Below are 22,816 nucleotides of genomic sequence, written 5' to 3'. Positions count from 1 at the left end.
CTGTCGCAGAACCGGTTACGGATGCAATGCCGACGCGGGCGCGAGCGGCACCGTCAGACTGCTCGGATGCTCGGCGTCGTGCAGGATGTCGACGCTGGATCCCAGCAACTTCGGGATCTCCGGCAGCGGCGCCAAGGTGGACGGGAAATTACCGGTGGTCACTCGCACGCGCAAGCGGTGGCCCGCCTCGAGCCGGTAGTAGGTGGGCCGCAGCCGAATGTGCAGTTCCACCACTTCACCCGGTCGCATGGGGGTGATATCCGCGGAGGACAGGTTGTGTTCGGGCGAGTACACGGTGCCGTCGGCGGTCCGCCAGGTCTTGGCCTCGTCCAGGGTGCGCAGTGTCCCCAGTTGGGCGCCACCGGTGATCTCGGCGGCACTGCCGTCGGGGGCGACGTCGTCCAGATGCACCTGCAGGGCGGCCTCGTCGACGGTGGAGCTGATGTAGGTGTGCAGAGAGCCGGGTCCGGCCACCATGGTCGGCTCGGCGACCGGGTCGCCGGTGTAGGCGATTCCGGACTGCGGGCCGAGCTCGCCCGCCGCACACGGATCGTTCACATGCAACAGATTCAGCGCCAACTGCAGCAGCCCGGCGGTCCACTGCTCGAAATTGTCTCGGTTGCACGGGTTTTGGACCGGTGAGTAGGCGAGGCGATCGGGCCCGCCCGTCGGCTCACCCCCGAGGGTTCCCGCACCGAGGCGGTAGGTGGTGGGCCGCGCCGGTGCGAACGGGTAGGCGGTGGTGTTGGCACCGGCACCGGTCTGGTCGATCAGGTGCAGTGTGTCGGGCGTCTTGTCGACGCCGTTGTCGATTCCCTTGAGCCAGTGGTCGAACCACGCGATCGTCACCGGGTCGGTGTCCATCCGCGCATACGGGCCGGCACCCATTCCCACGTGGTACCAGGGGCCCATCAACAGCTGGAAACGCGGATCGGTGGGCGCATCGGGGTCCATCGGACCGTATTGCGGCCGCCCGGCGGCCAGGTTCTGCAGCTGCGCGTAGTTCTGAAATGCGCCGTCCTGGTAGAGATCCCAGATGCCGTCGACGAAATAGGTGGCAATGCCGTTGTCCACCAGGGTGCGCATGTTCGGCCCGAAATCACGGGCCGACCACCACTGGTCCTTGTGGCCGTAGGTGCCGTTGCCGTAGCCCTCGACCAGTTTCGCCAGCGGCGTGTCCGGCGAGGCCAGCGCCCCCTGCAGATGGTCGATGAGGGCCTGCACGGCGACCTGCGGGGTGAGCGGAAGGTTCAGAATCGGCCCGATCACGCCCATCACCTGGATCATGGGAATGATTGCGGTCAGCAGAATCGGGCTGAACATGCCGTCGTGGCTGGCCACATGCTTGAACACGTCGTTGGGGATGGTGTACATCATCATCGCCTTCAGCGGCGTGTCCGGGCGGCTGTGCTGGGCGGTCAGCATGCCCGACACTCCCGGGAAGGAGTAACCGAACATGCCGACCTTGCCGTTGGAGCCGGGCAGTTTCGCCGCCCAGTCCACCAGCTGATTACCGTCCTGGCCGTCGCGCGGCGAGGCCGGATCCCATTGCCCCGTCGAGGATCCCGTGCCGCGCACATCCGCGATCACCTCGATGTAGCCGCGCCGCACCAGCTCGTCCTGGGTGCTCATGGCTTGTTGGACGATGCGGTCGAGATCGGCCACGTTGTCCGGAAGCTGCACGTGCAGCGCGTCCAGCGCCCCCCGCACCGCACCGGTCACCACCGAGGTGATCACGCCGTTCAGCCCGATATAGGTGGTGTAGTCGACGATGACCGGGAACGGGCCGGGCGCGCGCTGTCCGGTCACCGGGTCGGTGGGATAGCGCACGGTGGCGGTGAGCTGGGTGCCGTCGGCCAGCGGCACCACCTGGCCGACGTCGAGTCCGATCCCGTAGGTCGGCGGTGGAGGGGTGTATCCGGCCGGGATGCCGATCCCCGGCGGAGCGGTCGGCGCCGCCCCGAACAACGGCGCCGCAGCCACATCGGTGGCCGGTACCGCCGTGGCCACGATCAGCCCCATCGCGACCAGCGCGCTAACCACGGTCAGCCCCATCTCGGCCAGGCCGACGAGTCCCCATCTCCTGCCGTGAATCACGTTGTCCTCCAGCCGGTGTCATCGACGTCACCGTGACATCGTGATTCAGCACACAGCACAAACCCCTGCGGCGTCCATTGCCAAACTCATGAATCCGCGAACGGAATTCCGTGCAGGGTGCACAGATCGGACGCTACGATCGCGCGGCGGCCCGGCGACTCTGTCGGACCCTTCTGCCATGGTGGGTGCCGATGCGCACACCGGGACCTGGATCGACAGCCGATTCGGTCGTCGGGCAGGATGTACGGCGCGGACAGTGACTGGGAGGAGCCCAAGGATATGCTGCGGTTGATCATCGGCGTCGCAGCCGGTTACGTGCTCGGGGCGAAGGCCGGGCGAGCCCGCTACGAGCAGATCAGCAAGACCACCCGCGCCATCACCGCCAGCCCGGTCACCCGCAAGCTCGTCCTGGTCGGCCGCCAGAAGCTGTCGGACAGGTTGAGCACCCAGCCGAAGCTGGAACCGATGGAGCCGCTCGACGAGCGCACCACCATCCTGGTGCCGCAGGATCAGCTGCGCCGCTGAGCGGGCCTAGCCGACGGCGAAGTCGTCGGAATTGCCCATCGCCTGGGTGAGCAGGCTCTTGCGGTACTGCTCGAGGGCCACCAGATCGCCGAACAGCGCCATATACGCCTCCGGCTGTTCGGTCGAGGACACCCGCTGCAGTTTGGATTTCAACTCCGCGATCTGCCGGCCCACCCACGCCTCCTGGGTACGGGCGAGCACGCCGGTGATGAAGCGCGGGATGTCGTCGGCGGTTTTCACCGGCAGCGGTTCGGCGGCCAGTTCGGACACCAGCGCGCGCAGCGTCAGATCGTCGGTGTGGTCGGCGACCCGCGTCACCCATTCCGACCCGCCGAGTCCGGCCGCGGTGCCGCCCGCTTCGGCGATCGCGGCGCGCACCGCGATATAGCCGGGGTGGGTGAACGCCTCCGGCTCCAGCGCATCGAACATCGGACCGGCCATCGCGGGGTACTGCAGAGCGGCGGCCAGCACCTGACGCTGCGGCAGCAGCACCGGATCGTTCGGATTGGGCCGGGCGGCGGGGTGTTCGGAAACCGTTGCCGTGGGGGCAGTCTCGCGCATCGGAGCTCCGCCCTTGCGGGCGCCGCGGCGCGCCTCCTCCCCCACCCGGCGCACCACCAGCTGGATATCGTCCCAGCCGACCCAGCCCGCCAGCTTCGTCGCGTACGCCTTGCGCAGGGCGTAGTCCTTGATCTTGGCCACCACCGGCACCGCCCGGCGCAGCGCCTCCACCTGGCCCTCGGGGGTGTCCAGGTTGTGCTCGGCGAGCATGCCGCGGATGACGAACTCGTACAACGGGACCCGCCGCGCCACCAGATCGCGGACGGCGCCGTCACCGCTGCGCTGGCGCAGTTCGCACGGGTCCTGCCCGTCGGGGGCGACGGCGATGAAGGTCTGCCCGGCCAGCTTCTGGTCTCCGGCAAAGGCTTTCAGCGCGGCGGCCTGTCCCGCCTCGTCACCGTCGAAGGTGTAGATGATCTCGCCGCGCCAGAAGTTGTCGTCCATCAGCAGCCGGCGCAGCACCGCCAGATGCTCCTCGCCGAAGGCCGTGCCGCAGGAGGCCACGGCCGTCTTCACACCGGCCAGATGCATGGCCATCACATCGGTGTAGCCCTCCACCACCACGGCCTGATGGCTCTTGGCGATCTCCCGCTTGGCATAGTCGAGGCCGAACAGCACCTGAGACTTCTTGTACAGCACCGTTTCCGGTGTGTTGATGTATTTGGCGGTCATCTGATCGTCGTCGAACAGCCGCCGCGCGCCGAAGCCGATGATGTCACCGCTGAGATTGCGGATCGGCCACAGCAGCCGCCGGTGGAACCGGTCGATGGGACCGTGGCGGCCCGGCTTGGACAGGCCCGCCGCCTCCAGTTCCTTGATGTCGAATCCCTTGCGCAGCAGGTGTTTGGTGAGCGTGTCCCAGCCGGCGGGGGCGAAGCCGCAGCCGAACTGCCGGGCCGCGGCCGCGTCGAAGTTCCGCTCGGTGAGATACTTGCGCGCCGCCTCGGCCTCCGGCTCGTTCAGCTGCGCCATGTAGAACTCGTGCGCGGCGGCGTTGGCGGCGACCAGGCGCGACCGGGTGCCCCGGTCGCGCTGCACCGACGTGCCGCCGCCCTCATAGTTGATCCGGTATCCGATGCGGTCGGCGAGCTGCTCGACCGCCTCGACGAATCCGACGTGCTCGATCTTCTGCAGGAACGCAAACACGTCCCCGCTCTCACCGCATCCGAAGCAGTGGAAGTGGCTGTGGTTGGGCCGGACATGGAACGAGGGCGACTTCTCGTCGTGGAACGGGCACAGGCCCTTCAGGGAGTCGGCCCCGGCGCGCTTGAGCGAGACATATTCTCCGACGACGTCCTCGATGCGTACGCGTTCTCGAATTGCCGCGATATCGCGATCAGGGAGTCGTCCGGCCACGGTGATGGAGTCTAACCGCTCACCGCGTCGGCGGATGGATCGCCAGGTAGACGCTGCTCCACAGCTGCGCCGCATTGGATTCGGTCACATCCCGGGCGCTGGCTCCGAACGGCGCGATGTGGTAGCGGCCGCCCTCGAAGCGCCAGCTCCACAGTTCCGAGCTCTGCATCGACCGCGCCGCGTCGATCGCCTGCCACAGGGTGCGCTGGGCTTGCTGCAGCCGCTCGCGCACCGGTTGCGGCAGATCGGCGCGCTCGAGTTGGCGCTGCAGACCGCGGGCGAAGCCGGCCTGCATCCAGGACCACACCACGGTCCCGTGATAGTCGTGGGTGGTGAACTGCGCTTGCCGTTGCGGGTCCGCGAAGACCGGAGTGGCGACCACCAGCCCCGCCCCGGTCATGAGGCCGAGCGGGAACGGGCGGATCATCGTGGTGACCTCGGTATCGAGTACCTCGGGCGGCGGGGTGCCGAACAGCAGGTCGAAGGCGTTGTCGGAATGGAGGATGGGGACGGGCCCGCCCTCGGCGCTCAGCGCGACCGCGGGGAACGCGACGGGGCCCGAGCCCAGCGCCGCCACCGCGTCCGCGGCCGGAACACCGACCTGTTGGGAGTAGGTGTCGATCGCCGTCCGCGCCTGCGCGTTGTCGACGGTCACCGTGAACAGCCGAGGTGCCTCGGCACGCCAGATCTTGGCGTCGGCGGCGGCCCGGGACAGGTCCATCCGATCGTCGTCGTTCAGGTACGGGTCGATCAGGCGGCTGTCGAGCAGTCGTGCCGTCGCCTCCAGGGCGGCGGGCACCAGGATGGCATTGACGTCGTAGGGGTAGCGGCCGCCGCCGAGGCCGGTGTTGCTGTCGCGCCAATTCCCCGCGTCGCGGCCAGGCTTCAGGCCGATCAGATTCTCATAGCGTGAATCCTGGGCGAACGCCTTGGCGGAGGCGGCGACCAGGCGCAGATTGCGGACCAGGGCCTGACCGACCGTGTCCTTGGTGGCGCCCGACGAGGCGGCGTCGGCACGCAGGTAGTCGGCGGCGCGGGGCGCTCCGGCGGGGTCGTCGAGCAGGTAGGCGGCGGCGACCGGAGCCAGCAGATAGTTCTGATCGATCATGTTGTAGTCGAAGATCGGCGCGTCGCTGAGCGTGCCGTCCTGCTGTTTGTGGGTGAGGATGGCGAACTCGGAGATGGATTCCTCGTGCGCGACCGTCCCGTCGGGAGCCAGCCGCGACAGCACCGAGCGCACCCCCGACTCGATCGCCTCGGGCGCCAGGACCGGCATCAGCATCATGACCGAGAGCAGGGTGTCGCGGCCGAAGTAGGTGTCGAAGCGCCAGGAACCGGCGAGGAATTTCTCCCGGTAGCTGAGGAAGGTGAGGGTGTTCTTCGCGTTCTCGTTGTTCTCCTCCGAGCCGTTGAGCAGGTCGGCGCCGGACAGCGGCGTCAGCGGAGTCTCCCCGGTCAGAGCCGTCACGCGGAGGGCGATTCGCCCATCGGTCCCCGCGTTGATCGCCCCTCCCGTCCCCACCGATCCGGCGATGACATCGAGGCCGAGTCGGTAGCCGGGCGCGCCGTCGAGACGGTCCCGGGCCCAGGTCACCGTCTGTCCCGACAGGGTGGGCTGTACCACGACCTCGGGCGGTACGGGTTTCCCGTCCTCGCCATAGGTGCGCAGCACCCGGACGTTGGACAGCACCGTCTGCTTCGGCGTCAGCGCGGCGGCGGAGGTCGACACCTCGAACTCGATCCCGTGCAGCGTCCGGCCGCGAGAATCCTTGTCCGACTTCGCCTTCGGCGCGGCGTCGAGGGACCACTGCGCGGCGACGGCCAGCGGCTCGAACCACAGCCCGGTGCCGCTGTTGCCGGCGGGAAATGCCACCAGGATGCGCGGGTCGGTGCCCGAACGCAGAACCAGATGTGCGGCGCTCCGACCGTCGCGCAGGAAGTAATTGAGATTCGGGCCTTCGGTCACCTGATAATGGAACGACTGGTCGTCCGGCGATCGCGAGCAGCCGGAGACGATTGCCAGCATCAGCGCAAAAACCAGCGCCACGACACTCTGACCGAGGAAACGCCCGCGCCGCACGATCGGCCCCCTCTTTCGTGATCCGACAACCGGAAACACCACATCGCGGCCTAGATGCTCGCTGAACACCGCCCCTGCGCCGCAACACAGTTCACTCTACGGCCGGGCACCGACATGTTCGGCCGATTCGGCGGCGGCCGCTCATCCGATCGCGGCGGCGACTCGCTCGAGGCGGCTTTCGGTGTAGGAGGCGATCTGATCGACGATCACCCGCACCCGGGCGGTGTCGTCGGCGGCCTCCTCCCACCAGGGCAGCATCACCGGATCCAGGGCGTGCGGAGCGCGGTCCAGCAGATGGTCGGCGACGAGCAGAATGCGGGCACGCTGGTCGGCCTGGCGTTCGAGGTGCTCCGGATCCGACATCACCCACCGCAATGCCACCGTCTTCAACACCGCGACCTCGGCGGCGACGATGCGGGGGACCTCGAGATCCGCGCGGTAGCGGCACAATCGACGACCACCCCACGCCTGCCGGGTGGCCTCGACCGCCGCGGTGGCGAAGCGGCCGACGAGATCGCTGGTGAGCCGCTTCAACGCGACCGAGGCGCGCAGTGTGCCGTCGTAGTCCGCGGCTGCGGCGATGACGGGCAGACCGGACAGTCGTTCGGCCGCGGAGACGAGGTCGTCGAGGGTCAGCCCGGGATGCTGGGCGTGCCCGAGCCTGGCCAGGGCCTCCTGTTCGCTGGGATCGGCCAGCGCGCGCAGGTCGATGCGCCCCGCGATCACTCCGTCCTCGACGTCGTGCACCGAATAGGCCACATCGTCGGACCAGTCCATGATCTGCGATTCCAGGCACTGCCGCCGCTCCGGCGCGCCCTTGCGCACCCACTCCAGCCGCTGCAGATCCACGTCGTAGGCGCCGAATTTGGTGCCGGAAGCGGTTCTGTCCCAGGGGTATTTGACGGTGGCGTCCAGCGCGGCCCGAGTCAGGTTGAGGCCGAAGCTCTGCCCCGCGGCATCGAAAACCTTGGGCTCGAGCCGGGTCAGGATGCGCAGATTCTGCGCGTTGCCCTCGAAACCGCCGTGTGCTTCGGCGAATTGGTCCAGGGCACGCTCACCGTTGTGACCGTAGGGCGGATGCCCGATGTCGTGGGCCAGCCCGGCCAGGTCCACCAGATCCGGATCGCAGCCCAGCCCCTCGGCAATGCTGCGCCCGATCTGGGCGACCTCCAGCGAATGGGTGAGCCGGGTGCGCGGAGTGTCACCGTCGCGCGGGCCCATCACCTGGGTCTTGTCGGCCAGCCGTCGCAGCGCCGCCGAATGCAGCACGCGGGCCCGGTCGCGGGCGAAGTCGCTGCGGCGGGCGGGACTGGGTGACCAGTTCAGGCCCGCCGTCGCCGAGGTCTCGGCGACCATGCGTTCCCGGTCCTGGTCGGTGTAGGCGTCCCCGGCGCCGCTCATGTCACTCCTCGAAAGTCACTGCTCCGCGGTGTATTTGAAATCGGCAGAGAAATGGGTGAGCTGATACCACAGCAGCGCACCGGTTTCGCGGGCGATGCCGTGCGCCTGTGATTCCCGCGTGTAGACGGCCGGGCCGGTGCGCGCCGGCGCGGTCCACGCCCGCAGCCCTTCGTCGCGGGCCATGGTCCGGGTGCGCAGCGAATGCCAGGGATCGCTGACCAGCACCGCCGAGGACAGCTCACGGGCACGCATGGCGGTGGCCACCGCCTCGATGCTCTGCAGGGTGTCCGAGCCGGTTTCCACGGCCAGGATATGATCCGCCGGGACACCGCGGTTCTGCAAATAGTTCTTGCCCGAGGCGGCCTCGGTGTAGTTGTCCCCGACCTGTTTGCCCCCGACGGTGATCACCATCGGCGCAACCCCTTTGGAGTACAGCTTGTAAGCCTGGGCGAGTCGGGCCTCGAACACCGATGACGGGGTGCCGTCGTACTGTGCCGCCCCCAGCACCACGATGGCGTCGGCGGGCGAATAGTCGTTGATGCGCGCCACCTGCCACACCCGCACCGCGGTCCCCACAACCAGCACCACACCCATCAGCAGCGTGCCAGCGATCACCCGGCGAACCCAGCGCAGCAGAAAAGCACTGCTGCGCCGGGTACCGGAAGACGTCATCCGCCGGGTACCGGGAGTCCTCATGGGCTGGGTATCGGCGGACAGCCAGCGCGGCCGCGGGGCGGGTCCGGCCGGATTGCCAGGGGGATGGGTCTGGGCGGACGGCATTCCACGAGTCTGCCAGCGCTCTGTCACGCCGAGATTGCGGAGCGGGGAGCGCGGGCTTCGGCGCGTAGTCACCAACCGCGCCGCCGCCATTCCGCCAGCTGCGGGCGTTCCTTGCCGAGGGTGGTGTCGTCGCCGTGGCCCGGATAGACCGCGGTGTGGTCGTCGTAGCGATCGAACAGCTTCCCTGTGACATCGCCGTAGAGGGAGTCGAAGTCGGCCGGGGACGTGGTGCGTCCCACACCGCCGGGAAACAAGGAATCGCCGGTGAACAGGTGGGTGTGCCCGGCACCGTCGGTGAGGGCCAGCGCCACCGAGCCCGGCGTGTGGCCGCGCAGGTGGATCACCTCGAAGGCGAGGTCGCCGATGCGGATCGTGTCGCCGTCTGCCAGCACTCGATCCGGCGGCACCGGCAGCGGATCGGCGTCGAGGGTGTGCGCCGCGGTCGGGATGCCGGTCTCGGCGACCACCTGTTCCAGGGCCTGCCAGTGGTCGAAATGCTGGTGGGTGGTGAGGATGAGCCGCACCTGCGCGGGCGCTTCCTGGGCGAGCAGCGCCAGGATCCGCTCCGCTTCGTTGGCGGCGTCGATCAGCAGCGCATCCCCGGTCGCGGTGTCCTGCACCAGGTAGGTGTTGTTGTCCATCGGTCCGACCGACATCTTCACGATGCGTGCACCGGGCACGTCGCGCTGCTGCGGATTCGATTCCGGCGAGACATGACCCGTGTAGGGACGATCGATCGTGATCACGGTCTCGATGGTAGTCATCGGCACCGACACGGGCCGGGCTTCGAAGTCCTGCCCGGCCGCCGCCGCGGCGATAGATTCTCGGTATGCCGCCACCGCTGTCGCCGGTTCGTCGCATCGCCTCGCTGTCTTGCGCGCTGGCCGTCCTCGTGACAGTGCTGGCCGGAGCGGTACTGGTGCGACCGGCCACCGCGGCGGCCGAGGAGCCGTTCCGGCTGGCCGACTATGTGACCGATACCGCACAGGCGCTCGACGGCGGTCGGCGAGACAGCGTCCGTGCGGCGGTGAACGAGTTGTACACCGCGCACCGGGAGCGGCTGTGGATCGTGTACGTCCACGATTTCGCCGATCTCGACCCGCAGACCTGGGGCGAGCGCACGGCCGCGGCGTCCGGGTTCGGGGACCGTGATCTGCTGCTGGCGGTCGCGGTGACCGACCGCGCGTACGCGGTCAGCGGGGCATTGCCACCGTCGGTCGACGACGCGGAACTGGATGCGCTGCTGCGCGATCGGGTCGAGCCACGGCTGCGGGACGCCCAGTGGGCCGCCGCCGGAGTCGCCGCCGCACAGGGCCTGTCGGCGGCCATGAGCGGTTCGGCAGGTCCGAGCCTGTGGCCGCTGCTGGCCGTCGCCGCACTCGCGGTGGCGGCGGTGGGACTGATCCTGCTGTACGGGCGCTTTCGCCGCCGCGCCCGCGATCGGGCGGCACTGAGTGCGGCACGCCGCGTCGATCCCACCGATACCGCGGCGCTGGCCGCGGTGCCCCCGGATCTGCTCGATACCCGCGCCCGGGAGATCCTCGTCGACCTCGACGACGCCATCCGCACCAGCGCCGAGGAACTGCGGCTGGCCACCGACGAATTCGGCGCCACCACCACGGCCCCGTTCACGGCCGCCCTGGACGCGGCGAAACAGGCTCTCGCCCAGGCGTTCTCGATCCGGCAGCGGCTCGACGACGACATCCCCGAAACCCCCGACGAGCGACGCGATCTGCTGGTCGAGCTGATCTCGCGGTGCGGACGCGCCGATCGCGAACTCGACGCCAAGGTCGCCGAATTCGATGCCATGCGCGATCTGCTCATCAATGCCCCCGAGCGGCTGGACGCCCTGACCCGCGATGTGGTCGACCTCACCGCCCGGGTTCCGGCCTCGGAAGCCGCCCTGGCACAACTGGTTCGCGATCATCCCGCCTCGGTGCTCGCGCCGGTGCGCGACAACGTGTCCATGGCCCGCGAGCGCATCGCCTACGCCGAACGCGCGATCGACGAGGGCCGGGCGGCGGTGGCACGCCCGGTGGGACAGCAGGGTTCGGCGGTGGCCGCGATCCGCTCCGCCGAATCGGCGGTCGCGGCCGGGCGTGCCCTGCTCGACGCCGTCGACACCGCCGCCACCGATATCGCCGAGGCGCGCACCGGATTGCCCGGGGCGATCGAGGAATTGCGCCGCGACCTGGACACGGCCGCAACGCTGTCCGAGCCGGGCGGTGCGCCACTGCAGCAGGCCGTGGCCGCCGCCCGCACCGCCCTGGCCGCCGCGACGGAGTCCGGTGAGACCGATCCGCTGGGCACCTTCCAGCAGGCCGTGGCCGCCGATGCCGAGCTGGATCGCGCGATCGCCGAGGCCACCGATCGCAAGCTGGCCGCCGACCAGCTGCGGCGGCGTCTCGAGCAGGCACTCACCGCCGCCACCGGCCAACTGCACGCGGCCGCCGACTACATCGCCACCCGGCGTGGCGGCGTCGATGCGCCACCGCGCACCCGGCTCGCCGAGGCACAGCGCCATCTCGAGCGCGCCCAGCAGCTGACCGGCACCGATCCGGAGCAGGCGCTCCAACATGCCCGCCGAGCCGCCGACCTCGCCACCCGCGCCCTGCACGCGGCGCAGGCGAGCGTGCGGGAATGGCAGGCGCGGCAGCCGGTTTCAAGCTCGTCGCAAGCGGGAGCCGTGCTCGGCGGCATTCTCATCGACGGCCTGCTGCGCGGGGCCGGCGCCGAATACCGCCGCGCCTCCGGCGGGTGGGGTCCGGGCTCGTTCGGCGGTTCCGACAGTTCGCGGCGGATCAGCCGCGGCGGGCGGTTCTGACCGGCCTCACGTCCGCACGGTGGGGTCGAGCACCACCTTCACCGCCCCATCGGACTTGTGCTGGAACATCTCGTACGCCCTCGGTGCGGCTTCGAGCGGAAGGCGGTGGGTGGCAAAGGTTTCCACACCCAGCGGGTCGTCGTCGCCGAGTAGCGGCATGATGTCGTCCACCCAGCGCTTCACATTGGCCTGCCCCATCCTCAGCTGAATCTGCTTGTCGAACAGCATGCGCATCGGCATCGGGTCGACCATGCCGCCGTAGACGCCCGACAGCGAGATCGTCCCGCCGCGGCGCACGATATCGATGGCGCTGTGCAGCGCCGCGAGCCGGTCGATACCGGCGGTGTCGATCAGCTTGCGCGCCACGGCATCCGGAAGCAACGACGCGGACATCTGCGCGATGGATGCCAGCGGTGACCCATGCGCTTCCATGCCCACCGCATCGATCACCGCGTCGGTGCCGCGACCGTCGGTCATCTCGCGCACGATATCGCCGACGGGCCGATCGATGGTGTCGAGGTCGATGACCTCCATATTGCGCCCCGACACCCGCCGAAGCCGTTCGGGCACCCGGTCGACGCCGATCACCCGATGACCGCGGTGCTTGGCGATGCGGCACGCCATATCACCGATCGGGCCGAGACCGAGAACGGTGACCGACCCGCCCTCGGGTACGGCGGCGTACTCCACGGCCTGCCACGCCGTGGGCAGGACGTCCGACAAATACAGGTACCGGGTGTCCTCCGGGCCGTGCGGCACCTTGATGTGGGTGAAGTCGGCGTGCGGCACTCGAAGATATTCCGCCTGCCCGCCGGGCACCTGGCCGTACAGTTTGGAGTAGCCGAACAGCGCTGCGCCGCTGCCGTATTCGCGGACCTGCGTGGTCTCACACTGACTGGGCAGGCCGGTGCGGCACATATAACAGCCGCCGCAGCTGATGTTGAACGGCACCACGACCCGGTCGCCCGGTGCCACCTCGGTCACCGCCGAACCGGTCTCCTCGACGATGCCGATCGGCTCGTGCCCCAGCACGTCACCGGCGCTCATATAGGCGCCGAGCACCTCGTACAGGTGCAGATCCGACCCGCAGATCGCCGAGGAGGTGACCCGCACGATCGCATCGGTGGGTGCCTCGATCTTCGGATCCGGCACGGTGTCCACGCTGACCTTGCGCCGGCCCTGCCATGTGACTGCCCGCATATGCGCTCCTCAGAGAGAGTCGATATGCCTGCGCACTACCCGCGAGCGTGATCGGAAAACCCGCGGTGGGATCAGCCCGCGGGCGGCACCGGTTCGCCGGAACGGGTGGCCAGCCACTGCTGGATCTCGATCAGGTTCTCCTCCGGATCGCGCAGATAGGCGCAGCGAATGCGGTCGCCGAAAGCGAGCGGACCGCAAGCGATCTCGGCGCCACGCTCGCGCACCGCGGCGAGATAGTCGTCCAGGTCGTCGACCCGCAGCGAGACCAGCGCGGTATCGGTGCGCCCGAGCCCGGTGCGCAGCACACCGCCGAGAGCGGCATCCAGGTCGGTGCGGTCGTGCAGACACAGACTGCTACCCATCTCCGGCTCGAATGCCACATACGGCGGACCAGGGTTCTCGACCTGCGGCCGCAAACCGATCACGTCGCGGTAGAAGGCAAGAGTGCGAGCGAAGTCGGACACGATCAACCGAATCTGCGTAAGGTGCACTCCTTCGAACCTACAACCACCCCAACCGCTCGGCGAAGCGGATCGCCTCACCCCGGGTGCGGGTACCGGTCTTGCCGATCGCGGCGGACAGAGCGAGCGTGTTCACCTCGACCGGTACGGCGTGCCGGGGTCGTCCTGCCTACGCATCCAGCCCGCCGGTGCGGGCTCCGGGGAGGTGAGGTGGCGCAACCAGATTCGGCGTGCCCGGCGTCGTACTGCCGGGATCAGCAGGAGCGGCATGATCAGGACGGCGCCGAGGGCCAGCAGCCAGATGCGGGCGTGGTCGGCGGCTTCGACGAGGATGTTCAGCGCCACAATCAGCGCGCACGGCAGGGCCAATGCGCCGAACAGGGCTACCGCGAGCCAGTCCGCGGCGCGCACCGCGGTGACGGTGGCCGCGCCGAACAGCACCAATCCGGCCAGGGCCGCGAGCGCCACCCAGAAGTCGAGCAACCGATCGCGCACCGCCCGCGCGCAATCTGCCCAGCCCACCGCAACTCCCTCGCCGTCCCCACCGCTACCGGATCGACCGTGCGGCAGCGTCTTTCGTCGAGCTCACCCTACTGCGTGCGCGGGCGGAGCGCAGCGGTCAGGGGTGCAGAACGATCTTGCCGTGGGTGTGTCCGCGCTCCAGCTCCCGGAAGGCGTCGCGGACCCGAGCGAGAGGGTAGGTCGCGGCGATGGGAACCTCGAGTGTGCCCGCGGCGGCGAGGTCGGCCAGCTCGGCGACCACGTCGATGGTGTCGGCGGCCATACTGCCCTCACCCTTGACGCCGTACTTCTCGATGGCGGCCCAGTCGATGATGGTGTCGATGCGGTCGGGTTTCACGCCGAGTTCGAGGGCCAACTCGACGTATCCGGAGCCGTGGGTATCGATGAAGGCGTCGATGCCGCCGGGCGCGGCCCGGCGCAGGCGTTCGGCGAGCCCGTCCCCGTAGGCCACCGGAATCACTCCCTTCGACCGCAGCCATTCGTGGTTGCCGGGACCCGCGATGCCGATCACGGTGGCGCCCCGGGCCCGAAGTAGTTGCACGGCAATCGAACCCACCCCACCGGCGGCACCCGACACCGCCACCGTGTCCCCGGCCTCGGCGCCGACCGCCCGCACGGTGGCGAAGGCGGTGGTGCCCGAGACGAACAGCGCACCCGCGACCTCCCAGGACAGCCCGGCGGGTTTGGGCGCGACCTGATCGGCGGGCACCACGACGCGCGTGGCGTGGCTGCCGCGCGAGTTGGTGAAGCCGAGCACCTCGTCCCCCACTTCGACGCCGCCCACGCCCTCCCCCACCGCAACGATCCGGCCCGCGAAATCGCTGCCCTGCCCGGACGGGAAGGTCGCCGGGAACTGCTCGTGCAGCATCCCCACCCGGATCTTCGTCTCTCCCGGATTGATACCGGCGGCGACGACGGCCACTACCACCTCGTCCTTTCCGGGCACCGGATCGGGCGCCTCGACCACCTTCAGCACGTCGATGTCGCCGTACCGGTCGAACCGAACAGCCTGCGCCATGGTGCACCTCTTCCGTTTGGGACTTTCTCGAACCCGAACAGCAACACCAACACCATTATTTCCCCGGCACCCTGACCCCCTTTATTTGCCGGGCTCTTACGGGGAAAGCATCTCCAGGTGGTTCAGCACGACGAAGCGGCTGTCCGGGCTCGCCGCCGCGACCGCCTTGCGCAGGGGATCCAGCCCGCCGGTGTCGCGCGCCGGTTCCCCCAGCGGGTAATCGAAGTCGTCCCAATGCGTGGGCAGCACATAGCGGGGATTGCCCAGGGTGCGCAGCAATCGGGGCACGTACTCGCGGACCTTCGCGCCGCCCACCGGCAGCAGCAGCACATCCGGCCGCAGCCCGGCCAGTTCCGATTCCACGTAGTTCGAGCCGCCCAAGTTCAGCACACTGATGCCGCCGAGGGTCACCTGATAGGCCAGGGTGCCACCCTCCACCAGATCGCTGATCACCTGCGGCCGAGGCAGTTTCACCGCACCGTAGCCGGGCCGCGTTCCGGGAAATGGGATCTGGGCGCGCGGGCCGAGCGCCGAGTGCAGCGACCGCAGCACGCGAATGCCGTAACCGTCGAAACTCAGATCCTCACCGCCGGTCACCAAGGCGAGTTGTTCCTCGGGAGCGCCGAGTGCGGCCATCAGGTTCAGATGGGTTTCGGTGCCGAAGACCGTGGCGCCGGTGCGCTGGGCAATGTATGGGACGTCGGTGAGATGGTCGTAGTGGCCGTGCGTGACGAGGATGTGGTCGGCGCGCAGGCGGCCGGAGTCGAGGTAGGTGTCGATCAGCCTGGTGTCCACCGAGATCGGGGTCTGCGGATCGGCACCCTCCTTGGTGTAGGTGCCGGTGCGGAAGCGGGTGATCCACGGGTCGATCAGCACCGTCTTGCCGCCGGCGGCGATCTCCCAGCCGTTGTTGCCCCACCAGCGCACCGTCACCGCGGATGAACCGGCTGGAGCCGTGGCGGCCGGGGCCGGACCGTGCTGCTCGGCGGTGCATCCGGCCGCCAGCACCGCGGCGGCCGCAGCGCCCGCTCCCAACAAACCTCGCCTGCTCAATCTGCTCATGCCGTGTCCTTTCCACTGCCGCCGCCGGGCCCTGCCCGACGCACACCGGCACGACACCAGACCGCCCGCGCCTCTGTCCAAGATCAATCGCTCGGCGAGCCCATATCGAAGCCGATATCGTCGCAGCGTGGACCCCTTGCGCAAGCTGCGGTACTTCGTGGCCGTGGCCGAAGAATTACATTTCGGACGCGCCGCCGAACGGCTCGGCATCGCCCAGCCGCCGCTCAGTCAGCGCATCCGCGAACTCGAAACCGACCTCGGCGCACGGCTGTTCGACCGCGGCCGCACCGTGACGCTCACCGAGGCCGGGCAGATCCTGCTCGCCGAGTCGCGGGACCTGCTGGCCCGCTGGGACCGGGTCACGACCCTGGTCGGCAAGGCGCATCGCGGCGAGATGGACGCACTGCGGGTCGGGGTGCCGCCGGAACTGGCCGGGCGCGTGCTGGCGGGCATTCTCACCGCCTTCGAACGCCGCCATCCGGACCTGCGGCTGGATCTGCAGGAACTGACCACCGCCGAACAGCTGCGGCTGCTCGCCGACCGGCAGATCGACGCCGGGCTGCTACAGCATCCGGTGGACGTGATCGGGCTGGAACTGGGTCCCGCCATCGACACCCCGCTCGGTGTCGTGCTGCAGCGAGATTCCCCGCTGGCGGCCAAATCCGAACTGGCACTGGGCGATCTGTCCGGTCACGGGCTCGTGATGCCGCCGCGCGCGGCCGCGCCCGGACTCTACGATGCCACGCTGCGCACCTGCTGGGAGCACGGTTTCCGGCCGAATCGGGTCGTGCATGCGCGCAATCCGGAATTCGTTCTCGGGCTTGTGCTTTCGGGCCACGGGGTGGCCTTCGACCAGGGCATGGTGGCGCAGAAGGAACCGCGGGTGGTGTGGCGGCCGCTGAGCGGCGGCCCGCTCAGCAGGCGGTTGTCTCTGGCGTGGCCGACCGCCGCCCCGCATCCGGCGGCGCGCCGAGTCGCCGAGTTGATGGTGACGGTGCTGCGCGCCGACGGGGTGTCGACGCTGGCACCGGCTCAGGACGAGGCACGGCCGTGGAATGTGCTGATCGGGCGGCGGTGATCGATGGACTCGATCGCCGTGCGGGCCGCCGCGCCGATGGCCCGGTCGATGTGCGGCAGGCGATGGTCGAGCACGTCGGCGCGGGTGAAAACGGCTACGGCATACCGCATCCCATCGGGGTACTCGACCACGCCGATTTCGTTGCGCACGCCCGGCAGCGTGCCGGTCTTACCCCACAGCAGGATGTCGGAGGCGAAGGCGGTGCCGAGCCGGTGCTGGTTGAGCTGGGAGCCCATCAGCTCCCGCAGCCAAGCGCACGCCTCGGGCGGCCCCGCCCGATCGAGCGCGATGAGTTCGAGTAGCCGGGTCATCTCCCGAGGGGTGCTGGCGGAGGTCCGGGCCGGGTCCAGGATCCGCAGGGCGAAGACCTCGGGGGCGGACATGGTCGGATAACGACGGGCGAACTCCGCGGCATCGGCGACGCCCATATCCTCTGCCATCGACGCGAGCAGATCGCGCAGCGCACCGATGATGCGCGTGCGGGCCAGGCCCAATTCGCGGACCAGCGAGCACACGTTGTCCAATCCGACCCGGTCGAACAGCAGGTCGGCGGCGGTGTTGTCGCTGATCGACAGGGCAAGGTAGGCCGCATCGCGCAGGCTGTATTCGACGTCGTCGCGACAGCCGGAGGTGCCGGGGCCGCCCAAGCGGTAGGCCGCGGTCGCGCGGACCCGGTCGGTGGGATCCAGCTGTCCGGCTTCGATCTGCCGGGCCAGCTCGAGTACCAGCGGCACCTTGACCACCGACGACAGGACGACGAGTTCGTCCGGGCGCCAGCCCGTTTCGGCACCACAGTCGATACAGCGGGCGTGCAGCCAGCCTTGCACGCCCGCCTGTTCGAAAATCTCTTTCATATAGATCGTCCCCGGTCGTGCAGCCGCCCCGGCTTGGCCGGGGAATGTGGGGGCGCCGTTCGACAACGAGTCGGGTGACCTCGGTCATCCCGGCATGTGTTCGGCCGGAATCCCGCCGATGGATCCCGGCCGAGAGCATGTCGGGATCACGGACGAGCAGGACGGGAGAGGTTCAGGCCCCGATCAGTCGCTGGGCCAGGTAGCCCTCCACCTGGTCCAGCGAAATGCGTTCCTGCGTCATGGAATCGCGCTCGCGGACGGTGACCGCCTGGTCCTCGAGGGTGTCGAAGTCGACGGTGACGCAGAACGGGGTGCCGATCTCGTCCTGACGGCGGTAGCGGCGGCCGATGGCACCCGCGTCGTCGAAATCGACGTTCCAGTTCTTGCGCAGTTGGGCGGCAAGGTCTTTCGCCTTGGGCGACAGATCGGCGTTGCGCGACAACGGCAGCACGGCCACCTTCACCGGCGCCAGGCGGCGGTCCAGGCGCAGCACCGTGCGCTTTTCCATGACGCCCTTGGCATTCGGCGCCTCGTCCTCGGTGTAGGCGTCGATCAGGAACGCCATCAGCGAGCGGGTCAGACCGGCCGCGGGTTCGATCACGTACGGGACGTAACGCTCGTTGGTGTTCTGGTCGAAGAAGCTCAGCTCGGTGCCCGAATGCTCCGAGTGGGTCTTCAGGTCGAAATCGGTGCGGTTGGCGACGCCCTCCAGCTCACCCCATTCGCTGCCCTGGAAGTGGAAGCGGTACTCGATGTCGACGGTGCGGGTCGAGTAGTGCGAGAGCTTTTCCTTCGGATGCTCGTAGAGCCGCAGGTTCTCCGGATCGATGCCCAGGTCGGTGTACCAGGCCAGGCGGGTGTCGATCCAGTACTGATGCCACTGCTCGTCCTCGCCGGGCTTGACGAAGAACTCCATCTCCATCTGCTCGAACTCACGAGTGCGGAAGATGAAGTTGCCCGGGGTGATCTCGTTGCGGAAGCTCTTGCCGATCTGGGCGATGCCGAACGGCGGCTTCTTGCGCGCGGTGGTCATCACGTTGGCGAAGTTGACGAAGATGCCCTGCGCGGTCTCGGGCCGCAGATAGTGCAGACCCTCCTCGGATTCGATCGGGCCGAGGTAGGTCTTGAGCATCATGTTGAAGTCGCGCGGCTCGGTCCACTGGCCGACCGTGCCGCAGTCGGGACAGCCGATGACCTCCATCGAGACCGTGTCCGGGTCGTCGATCTTGTGCTTGTCGGCGTAGGCTTCCTGCAGGTGATCCTGCCGGTGGCGCTTGTGACAGTTCAGGCATTCGACCAGCGGGTCGTTGAACACGCTGACGTGACCGGAGGCGACCCACACCTGCCGCGGGAGGATGATCGCGGAGTCCAGGCCGACCACGTCGTCGCGGCTGGTGACCATGGCCCGCCACCACTGCTTCTTGATGTTCTCCTTGAGCTCCACGCCCAGCGGACCGTAGTCCCACGCCGACCGGGTGCCTCCGTAGATCTCGCCACTGGGGTACACCAGTCCCCGGCGCTTGGCGAGGTTGGCGACGGTGTCGACCTTCGACTTGGGTGCCACTGCTGAAGCTCTCCCTCTGGATGATGGGTTGATCGGCGATTCGACCCAGGGTATAGGCACCATCGGCCCGCAGTCCAAGCAGTATCGGCACAGCGAGCGGCCCTATGACATCCACCATAATTCGGCCGCCGACGCCACTAGGATTCCCACCACGCCACGACACGCGAGCACCGACAATTGACATGCGCACCTGTGCATATCAATAATGGCATCGGTTTCCAATAAGGAGTTGGTTCGATGACCGCCGACAGCGGTGTTCCCGCGCGTCGCAGCCGCGTCGCCGTGGAGGCACCCACCCCGATCCCGCACGATCCCTACCCGTATCGCGCCCCGACCGCACCCGCGGTGCCGCCGCGTGCGATTCTGGACAATGCGGGCGAATTGCTGCGCGCCCTGGCGGCGCCGGTGCGGATCGCCATCGTGCTGCAGCTACGCGAGTCCCCCCGCTGCGTGCACGAGTTGGTCGATACCCTGGGGGTCACGCAGCCGCTGGTGAGCCAGCACCTGCGGATCCTGAAGTCGGCGGGGGTGGTGCGCGGGGAGCGCACCGGCCGCGAGGTGATCTACGAGTTGGTCGACGATCACCTGGCGCGCATCGTCGTCGACGCCGTCGCACATGCCGAGGAAGGGTGATTCGTGCCGGACAAGACGGGCACATCCGAGAAGACGGTCGGTATTCGCAGCACTCGCCAGCGCAGCGCGATCGCCGCGCTGCTCGGTGATATCGAGGAGTTCCGCTCCGCACAGGAATTGCACGACGAGTTGCGCCGCCGCGGCGAGGGCATCGGCCTGACCACGGTCTACCGCACGCTGCAGTCTCTCGCCGAGGCGGGCAAGGTCGACGTACTGCGCACCGACACCGGCGAATCGGTCTATCGCCAATGCTCGAAGGGACATCACCACCACCTGGTCTGCCGCCACTGCGGCCGCACCGTCGAGGTCGAGGGCCCCACCGTCGAGGCCTGGGCCGAATCCGTCGCCGCCCAGCACGGTTTCATCAATATCAGCCACACCATGGAGGTCTTCGGCACCTGCCGCGACTGCGCCACCAGGCGCGACGGCAAGGCCCACCCCTCCGGCGCCTAGCCCTCGTTCCGGCGGTCGAAGCGGGCGCGGGCTTGCTCGACCTCGTCGATGTGTGCCTGCATCCACAGCAGCATCGGCTTGGCAACCTCCACCCATGACCTGCCCAGGTCGGTGAGCCCGTATTCCACCTGCGGCGGCACCGTGGGATGGACGGTGCGCGAAACAACTCCGTCGCGTTCGAGGCCGCGCAGGGTGACTGCGAGCATGTGCTTGCTGATCCCGTCGACGGCCCGTTGCAGTTCGGCGAAACGGTGGGGTCGCGTTTCGAGTTGGCCGACGACCAGCGCTCGCCATTTGCCACCGAGGTCGTCGATCAGGTCGCGGATCACTGTCGGGGGCAGCGTCTCGTCGTCGGATGCGCTGGTCACAAGCGGTCAGCTTTCGGTTACCACGGCAGCTCGAACTGCCTTCTTGTCAGGTCCGTCGGCTCGGTCGATTCTGAGATTACAGCAAGTAATCAGCAAACGATTCGACGATGGAGGTGCGCCATGCCTGTATTGGGAACGCCGACGTCGGCCGGTGCCGACGTCGTGGAATCGACGGCCGAACCGTGCTCGTTCCGCGGGGAGCATTCGGAGGGGCCTTTCTGGCACGACGGCCGACTGGGCTGGGTTGATTCCGCGGTCGGACAGCTGTGGACGTCCTCGGTCGACGGCGCGACGTTCACCGACCCGGCCTCCTACGATGTCGGCCGCTGGCTCGGATCGGCCGTGCCCAAGGCCGATGGCGGCTATCTCCTGGCGGCGGGTGTCCAGTTCATGGAGCTGGACCCCGACGGGACGGTGACCCCGCTCAGTGAGGAACTGGGAGATCCCTCCGTCGTGATGATGGACGACGGAAAATGCGACCCGGCGGGCCGTTTCTGGGCGGGCTCGATGGCCAAGGACCACAAGAATCCGGTGTGCTCCCTGTATGTCTACGACGGCAAGGTTCGCACGGCCGTGGAGGGGGTCACGGTGTCCAATGGCCTGGCCTGGACCGCGGATCAACGGACGATGTACTACATCGACACCCCGACGCGACGGGTCGACGCGTTCGACTACGACGTCGACAGCGGCTCCATCTCCCATCGTCGGACGATCGCCACGATCGACGGTCGCGCGGAATCGGGTCCCTATGTTCCCGACGGGATGTCCATCGACGACGAGGGCTTTCTCTGGGTGGCGATCTACCGCGCCGGAGCCGTGTACCGCTACGCACCCGATGGGCACCTGGCGGCGATCGTGCACGTGCCGACGCCGAATGTCACCAGTTGCTGCTTCGGCGGTCCGGACAACAGCACCCTGTTCATCACCACCTCCCGGCTCGAGATGAATCCCCGGCAACGCGCCGCGGACCCGCACGCGGGCCGGATCTTCCGGGTCGATGCCGGAGTCTCCGCTCCACCCGTCATGACCTACTACGCCGAGAGGAAGTGACTTCGTAATGACGGATGCGCTTCTCGCTGGAAAAGTCGCCCTGATCACCGGTGCCGCATCGGGTATCGGCGCGGCGGCGGCACGGGTGTTCGCGGCGCACGGTGCCCGGCTGGTCCTGGCCGATCTCAACGAGGGCGACGGCAAGGCACTTGCCGCGGCAATCGAAAACGACGGCGGGGAAGCCCTGTTCGTGCGCACCGATGTGAGCGACGACGACGATGTCGCCGCAATGGTGCGGGCGGCGGTGGACCGGTTCGGCCGCCTGGATTGCGCGTTCAACAACGCCGGCATCGAAGGACAACCGGCGCTTGCCCACGAGGTCACCAGGGAGAACTGGGACAAGATGATCGCCGTCAATCTGACGGGCGTGTGGCTGTGCATGAAATATGAACTCGCACAGATGCTCTCACAGGGCGGCGGCACCATCGTCAATAACGCATCGGTCGCCGGGCTACGCGGCTCCGCCCGGCAGACCTGCTACGTCGCGGCCAAGCACGGCGTCGTCGGGATCACGAAAACGGCGGCGGTCGACTACGGCCGACACGGTATTCGCGTCAACGTCATCTGTCCGGGAACGATCCATTCACCGATGCTCGACGCCGGCATCCGGAAAGGGATCATCCACGACGCCGAAAACCTCGCTCGCATCCCCCTCGCGCGCCACGGCGATCCCCCCGAAATCGCCGAAACGGCCGCCTGGCTCCTCTCCGACAACGCAGGCTACGTCACCGGACAGGCGATCCCGGTCGACGGCGGGTGGTCGACCGACTAGCCGCACCCCTTGTTCACACGCGCACCCCCTCCAGCGCCCGGACGGGGTGCGTGTGCCAACACGGGGTGCGACTGCACCGGACCACTGTCGAGCGGACCCGCCCGCCGCAGGGCCCGCCCCGGGTGACGCTACGAGCAGCCGCACCCCTTGTTCACAC

21 protein-coding genes are annotated in these 22,816 nt (G+C 68.5%); 7 read left to right on the top strand and 14 right to left on the bottom strand.

The features are described from left to right. Window positions 1–15 precede the first annotated feature (15 nt). Window positions 16–2,097: a CocE/NonD family hydrolase gene (locus tag IU452_RS24710; RefSeq protein WP_195111527.1), complete on the bottom strand. Its 2,082-nt coding sequence runs from the start codon at window positions 2,095–2,097 to the stop codon at window positions 16–18. Between the two features lie 279 nt (window positions 2,098–2,376). Between IU452_RS24710 and IU452_RS24705 the strand changes: the two genes are divergently transcribed. After that, entirely contained in the window at window positions 2,377–2,622 is a 246-nt protein-coding gene (locus IU452_RS24705; protein ID WP_195111526.1) for a hypothetical protein, read from the top strand. A 6-nt stretch (window positions 2,623–2,628) separates the two neighbouring features. On the opposite strand, the gene dnaG is transcribed toward IU452_RS24705, so the two are convergent. The 5 genes from dnaG to IU452_RS24680 all read right to left on the bottom strand — a co-directional run bounded on the left by dnaG (window position 2,629) and on the right by IU452_RS24680 (window position 9,564). Then, window positions 2,629–4,539, bottom strand: a complete 1,911-nt coding sequence (dnaG, locus tag IU452_RS24700; RefSeq protein WP_195111525.1) for a DNA primase — start codon at window positions 4,537–4,539, stop codon at window positions 2,629–2,631. A 19-nt stretch (window positions 4,540–4,558) separates the two neighbouring features. Beyond that, complete coding sequence (locus IU452_RS24695; RefSeq protein ID WP_324192801.1) at window positions 4,559–6,619, bottom strand: hypothetical protein; 2,061 nt, start codon at window positions 6,617–6,619, stop codon at window positions 4,559–4,561. A gap of 141 nt (window positions 6,620–6,760) precedes the next feature. Next, window positions 6,761–8,020 carry a deoxyguanosinetriphosphate triphosphohydrolase gene (locus IU452_RS24690; protein ID WP_195111524.1) on the bottom strand — a complete coding sequence of 420 codons (1,260 nt, stop codon included), beginning with the start codon at window positions 8,018–8,020 and terminating at the stop codon, window positions 6,761–6,763. Between the two features lie 15 nt (window positions 8,021–8,035). Next, window positions 8,036–8,716, bottom strand: a complete 681-nt coding sequence (locus IU452_RS24685; RefSeq protein ID WP_195111724.1) for a YdcF family protein — start codon at window positions 8,714–8,716, stop codon at window positions 8,036–8,038. A gap of 152 nt (window positions 8,717–8,868) precedes the next feature. Next, the gene (locus IU452_RS24680; RefSeq protein WP_195111523.1) at window positions 8,869–9,564 is read right to left on the bottom strand and encodes an MBL fold metallo-hydrolase; all 696 of its coding nucleotides are present in this window, start codon (window positions 9,562–9,564) and stop codon (window positions 8,869–8,871) included. 65 nt (window positions 9,565–9,629) lie between these two features. Between IU452_RS24680 and IU452_RS24675 the strand changes: the two genes are divergently transcribed. Further along, window positions 9,630–11,624 carry a TPM domain-containing protein gene (locus tag IU452_RS24675; protein ID WP_195111522.1) on the top strand — a complete coding sequence of 665 codons (1,995 nt, stop codon included), beginning with the start codon at window positions 9,630–9,632 and terminating at the stop codon, window positions 11,622–11,624. Between the two features lie 6 nt (window positions 11,625–11,630). Here the strand turns inward: IU452_RS24675 and IU452_RS24670 are convergent, their stop codons facing one another. The 5 genes from IU452_RS24670 to IU452_RS24645 form a co-directional block, all read right to left on the bottom strand. Beyond that, the gene (locus IU452_RS24670; RefSeq protein WP_195111521.1) at window positions 11,631–12,824 is read right to left on the bottom strand and encodes a zinc-dependent alcohol dehydrogenase; all 1,194 of its coding nucleotides are present in this window, start codon (window positions 12,822–12,824) and stop codon (window positions 11,631–11,633) included. Window positions 12,825–12,895: 71 nt separating this feature from the next. Further along, a complete protein-coding gene (locus tag IU452_RS24665) occupies window positions 12,896–13,315 on the bottom strand; it encodes a VOC family protein (RefSeq protein ID WP_195111520.1) in 420 nt (139 codons plus the stop codon). A 102-nt stretch (window positions 13,316–13,417) separates the two neighbouring features. Further along, the gene (locus IU452_RS24655) at window positions 13,418–13,807 is read right to left on the bottom strand and encodes a hypothetical protein (RefSeq protein WP_195111519.1); all 390 of its coding nucleotides are present in this window, start codon (window positions 13,805–13,807) and stop codon (window positions 13,418–13,420) included. 97 nt (window positions 13,808–13,904) lie between these two features. After that, window positions 13,905–14,825 carry an NADP-dependent oxidoreductase gene (locus tag IU452_RS24650; protein WP_195111518.1) on the bottom strand — a complete coding sequence of 307 codons (921 nt, stop codon included), beginning with the start codon at window positions 14,823–14,825 and terminating at the stop codon, window positions 13,905–13,907. 96 nt (window positions 14,826–14,921) lie between these two features. Further along, a complete protein-coding gene (locus IU452_RS24645) occupies window positions 14,922–15,887 on the bottom strand; it encodes an MBL fold metallo-hydrolase (protein ID WP_195111517.1) in 966 nt (321 codons plus the stop codon). Between the two features lie 127 nt (window positions 15,888–16,014). Here IU452_RS24645 and IU452_RS24640 point away from each other — a divergent pair, with 127 nt between their 5' ends. After that, the gene (locus IU452_RS24640; RefSeq protein ID WP_195111516.1) at window positions 16,015–16,965 is read left to right on the top strand and encodes a LysR family transcriptional regulator; all 951 of its coding nucleotides are present in this window, start codon (window positions 16,015–16,017) and stop codon (window positions 16,963–16,965) included. Here the strand turns inward: IU452_RS24640 and IU452_RS24635 are convergent. Then, entirely contained in the window at window positions 16,920–17,819 is a 900-nt protein-coding gene (locus IU452_RS24635; RefSeq protein ID WP_195111515.1) for a serine hydrolase, read from the bottom strand. The two genes, IU452_RS24640 and IU452_RS24635, sit on opposite strands and share 46 nt — an antisense overlap. 172 nt (window positions 17,820–17,991) lie before the next feature. Further along, window positions 17,992–19,383 carry a glycine--tRNA ligase gene (locus IU452_RS24630; RefSeq protein WP_195111514.1) on the bottom strand — a complete coding sequence of 464 codons (1,392 nt, stop codon included), beginning with the start codon at window positions 19,381–19,383 and terminating at the stop codon, window positions 17,992–17,994. Window positions 19,384–19,620: 237 nt separating this feature from the next. Between IU452_RS24630 and IU452_RS24625 the strand changes: the two genes are divergently transcribed. Beyond that, window positions 19,621–20,016 (top strand): ArsR/SmtB family transcription factor, encoded by a 396-nt coding sequence (locus tag IU452_RS24625; protein ID WP_228818665.1) that lies wholly within the window; start codon window positions 19,621–19,623, stop codon window positions 20,014–20,016. A gap of 3 nt (window positions 20,017–20,019) precedes the next feature. Next, entirely contained in the window at window positions 20,020–20,469 is a 450-nt protein-coding gene (locus IU452_RS24620; RefSeq protein ID WP_195111513.1) for a Fur family transcriptional regulator, read from the top strand. On the opposite strand, the gene IU452_RS24615 is transcribed toward IU452_RS24620, so the two are convergent. After that, a complete protein-coding gene (locus IU452_RS24615) occupies window positions 20,466–20,837 on the bottom strand; it encodes a winged helix-turn-helix transcriptional regulator (protein ID WP_195111512.1) in 372 nt (123 codons plus the stop codon). The genes IU452_RS24620 and IU452_RS24615 overlap by 4 nt on opposite strands. Before the next feature lie 120 nt (window positions 20,838–20,957). Between IU452_RS24615 and IU452_RS24610 the strand changes: the two genes are divergently transcribed. Both IU452_RS24610 and IU452_RS24605 read left to right on the top strand, forming a co-directional pair. Beyond that, complete coding sequence (locus tag IU452_RS24610) at window positions 20,958–21,887, top strand: SMP-30/gluconolactonase/LRE family protein (RefSeq protein ID WP_195111511.1); 930 nt, start codon at window positions 20,958–20,960, stop codon at window positions 21,885–21,887. A 7-nt stretch (window positions 21,888–21,894) separates the two neighbouring features. Further along, entirely contained in the window at window positions 21,895–22,659 is a 765-nt protein-coding gene (locus IU452_RS24605; protein WP_195111510.1) for a glucose 1-dehydrogenase, read from the top strand. Window positions 22,660–22,816 lie beyond the last annotated feature (157 nt).

It is taken from the genome of Nocardia transvalensis (assembly GCF_015477765.1).
Classification (GTDB): Bacteria; Actinomycetota; Actinomycetes; order Mycobacteriales; family Mycobacteriaceae; genus Nocardia; species Nocardia transvalensis_A.
Note: the sequence above shows the minus strand (reverse complement) of the source record. Positions and strands in the feature narration are given on the sequence as shown.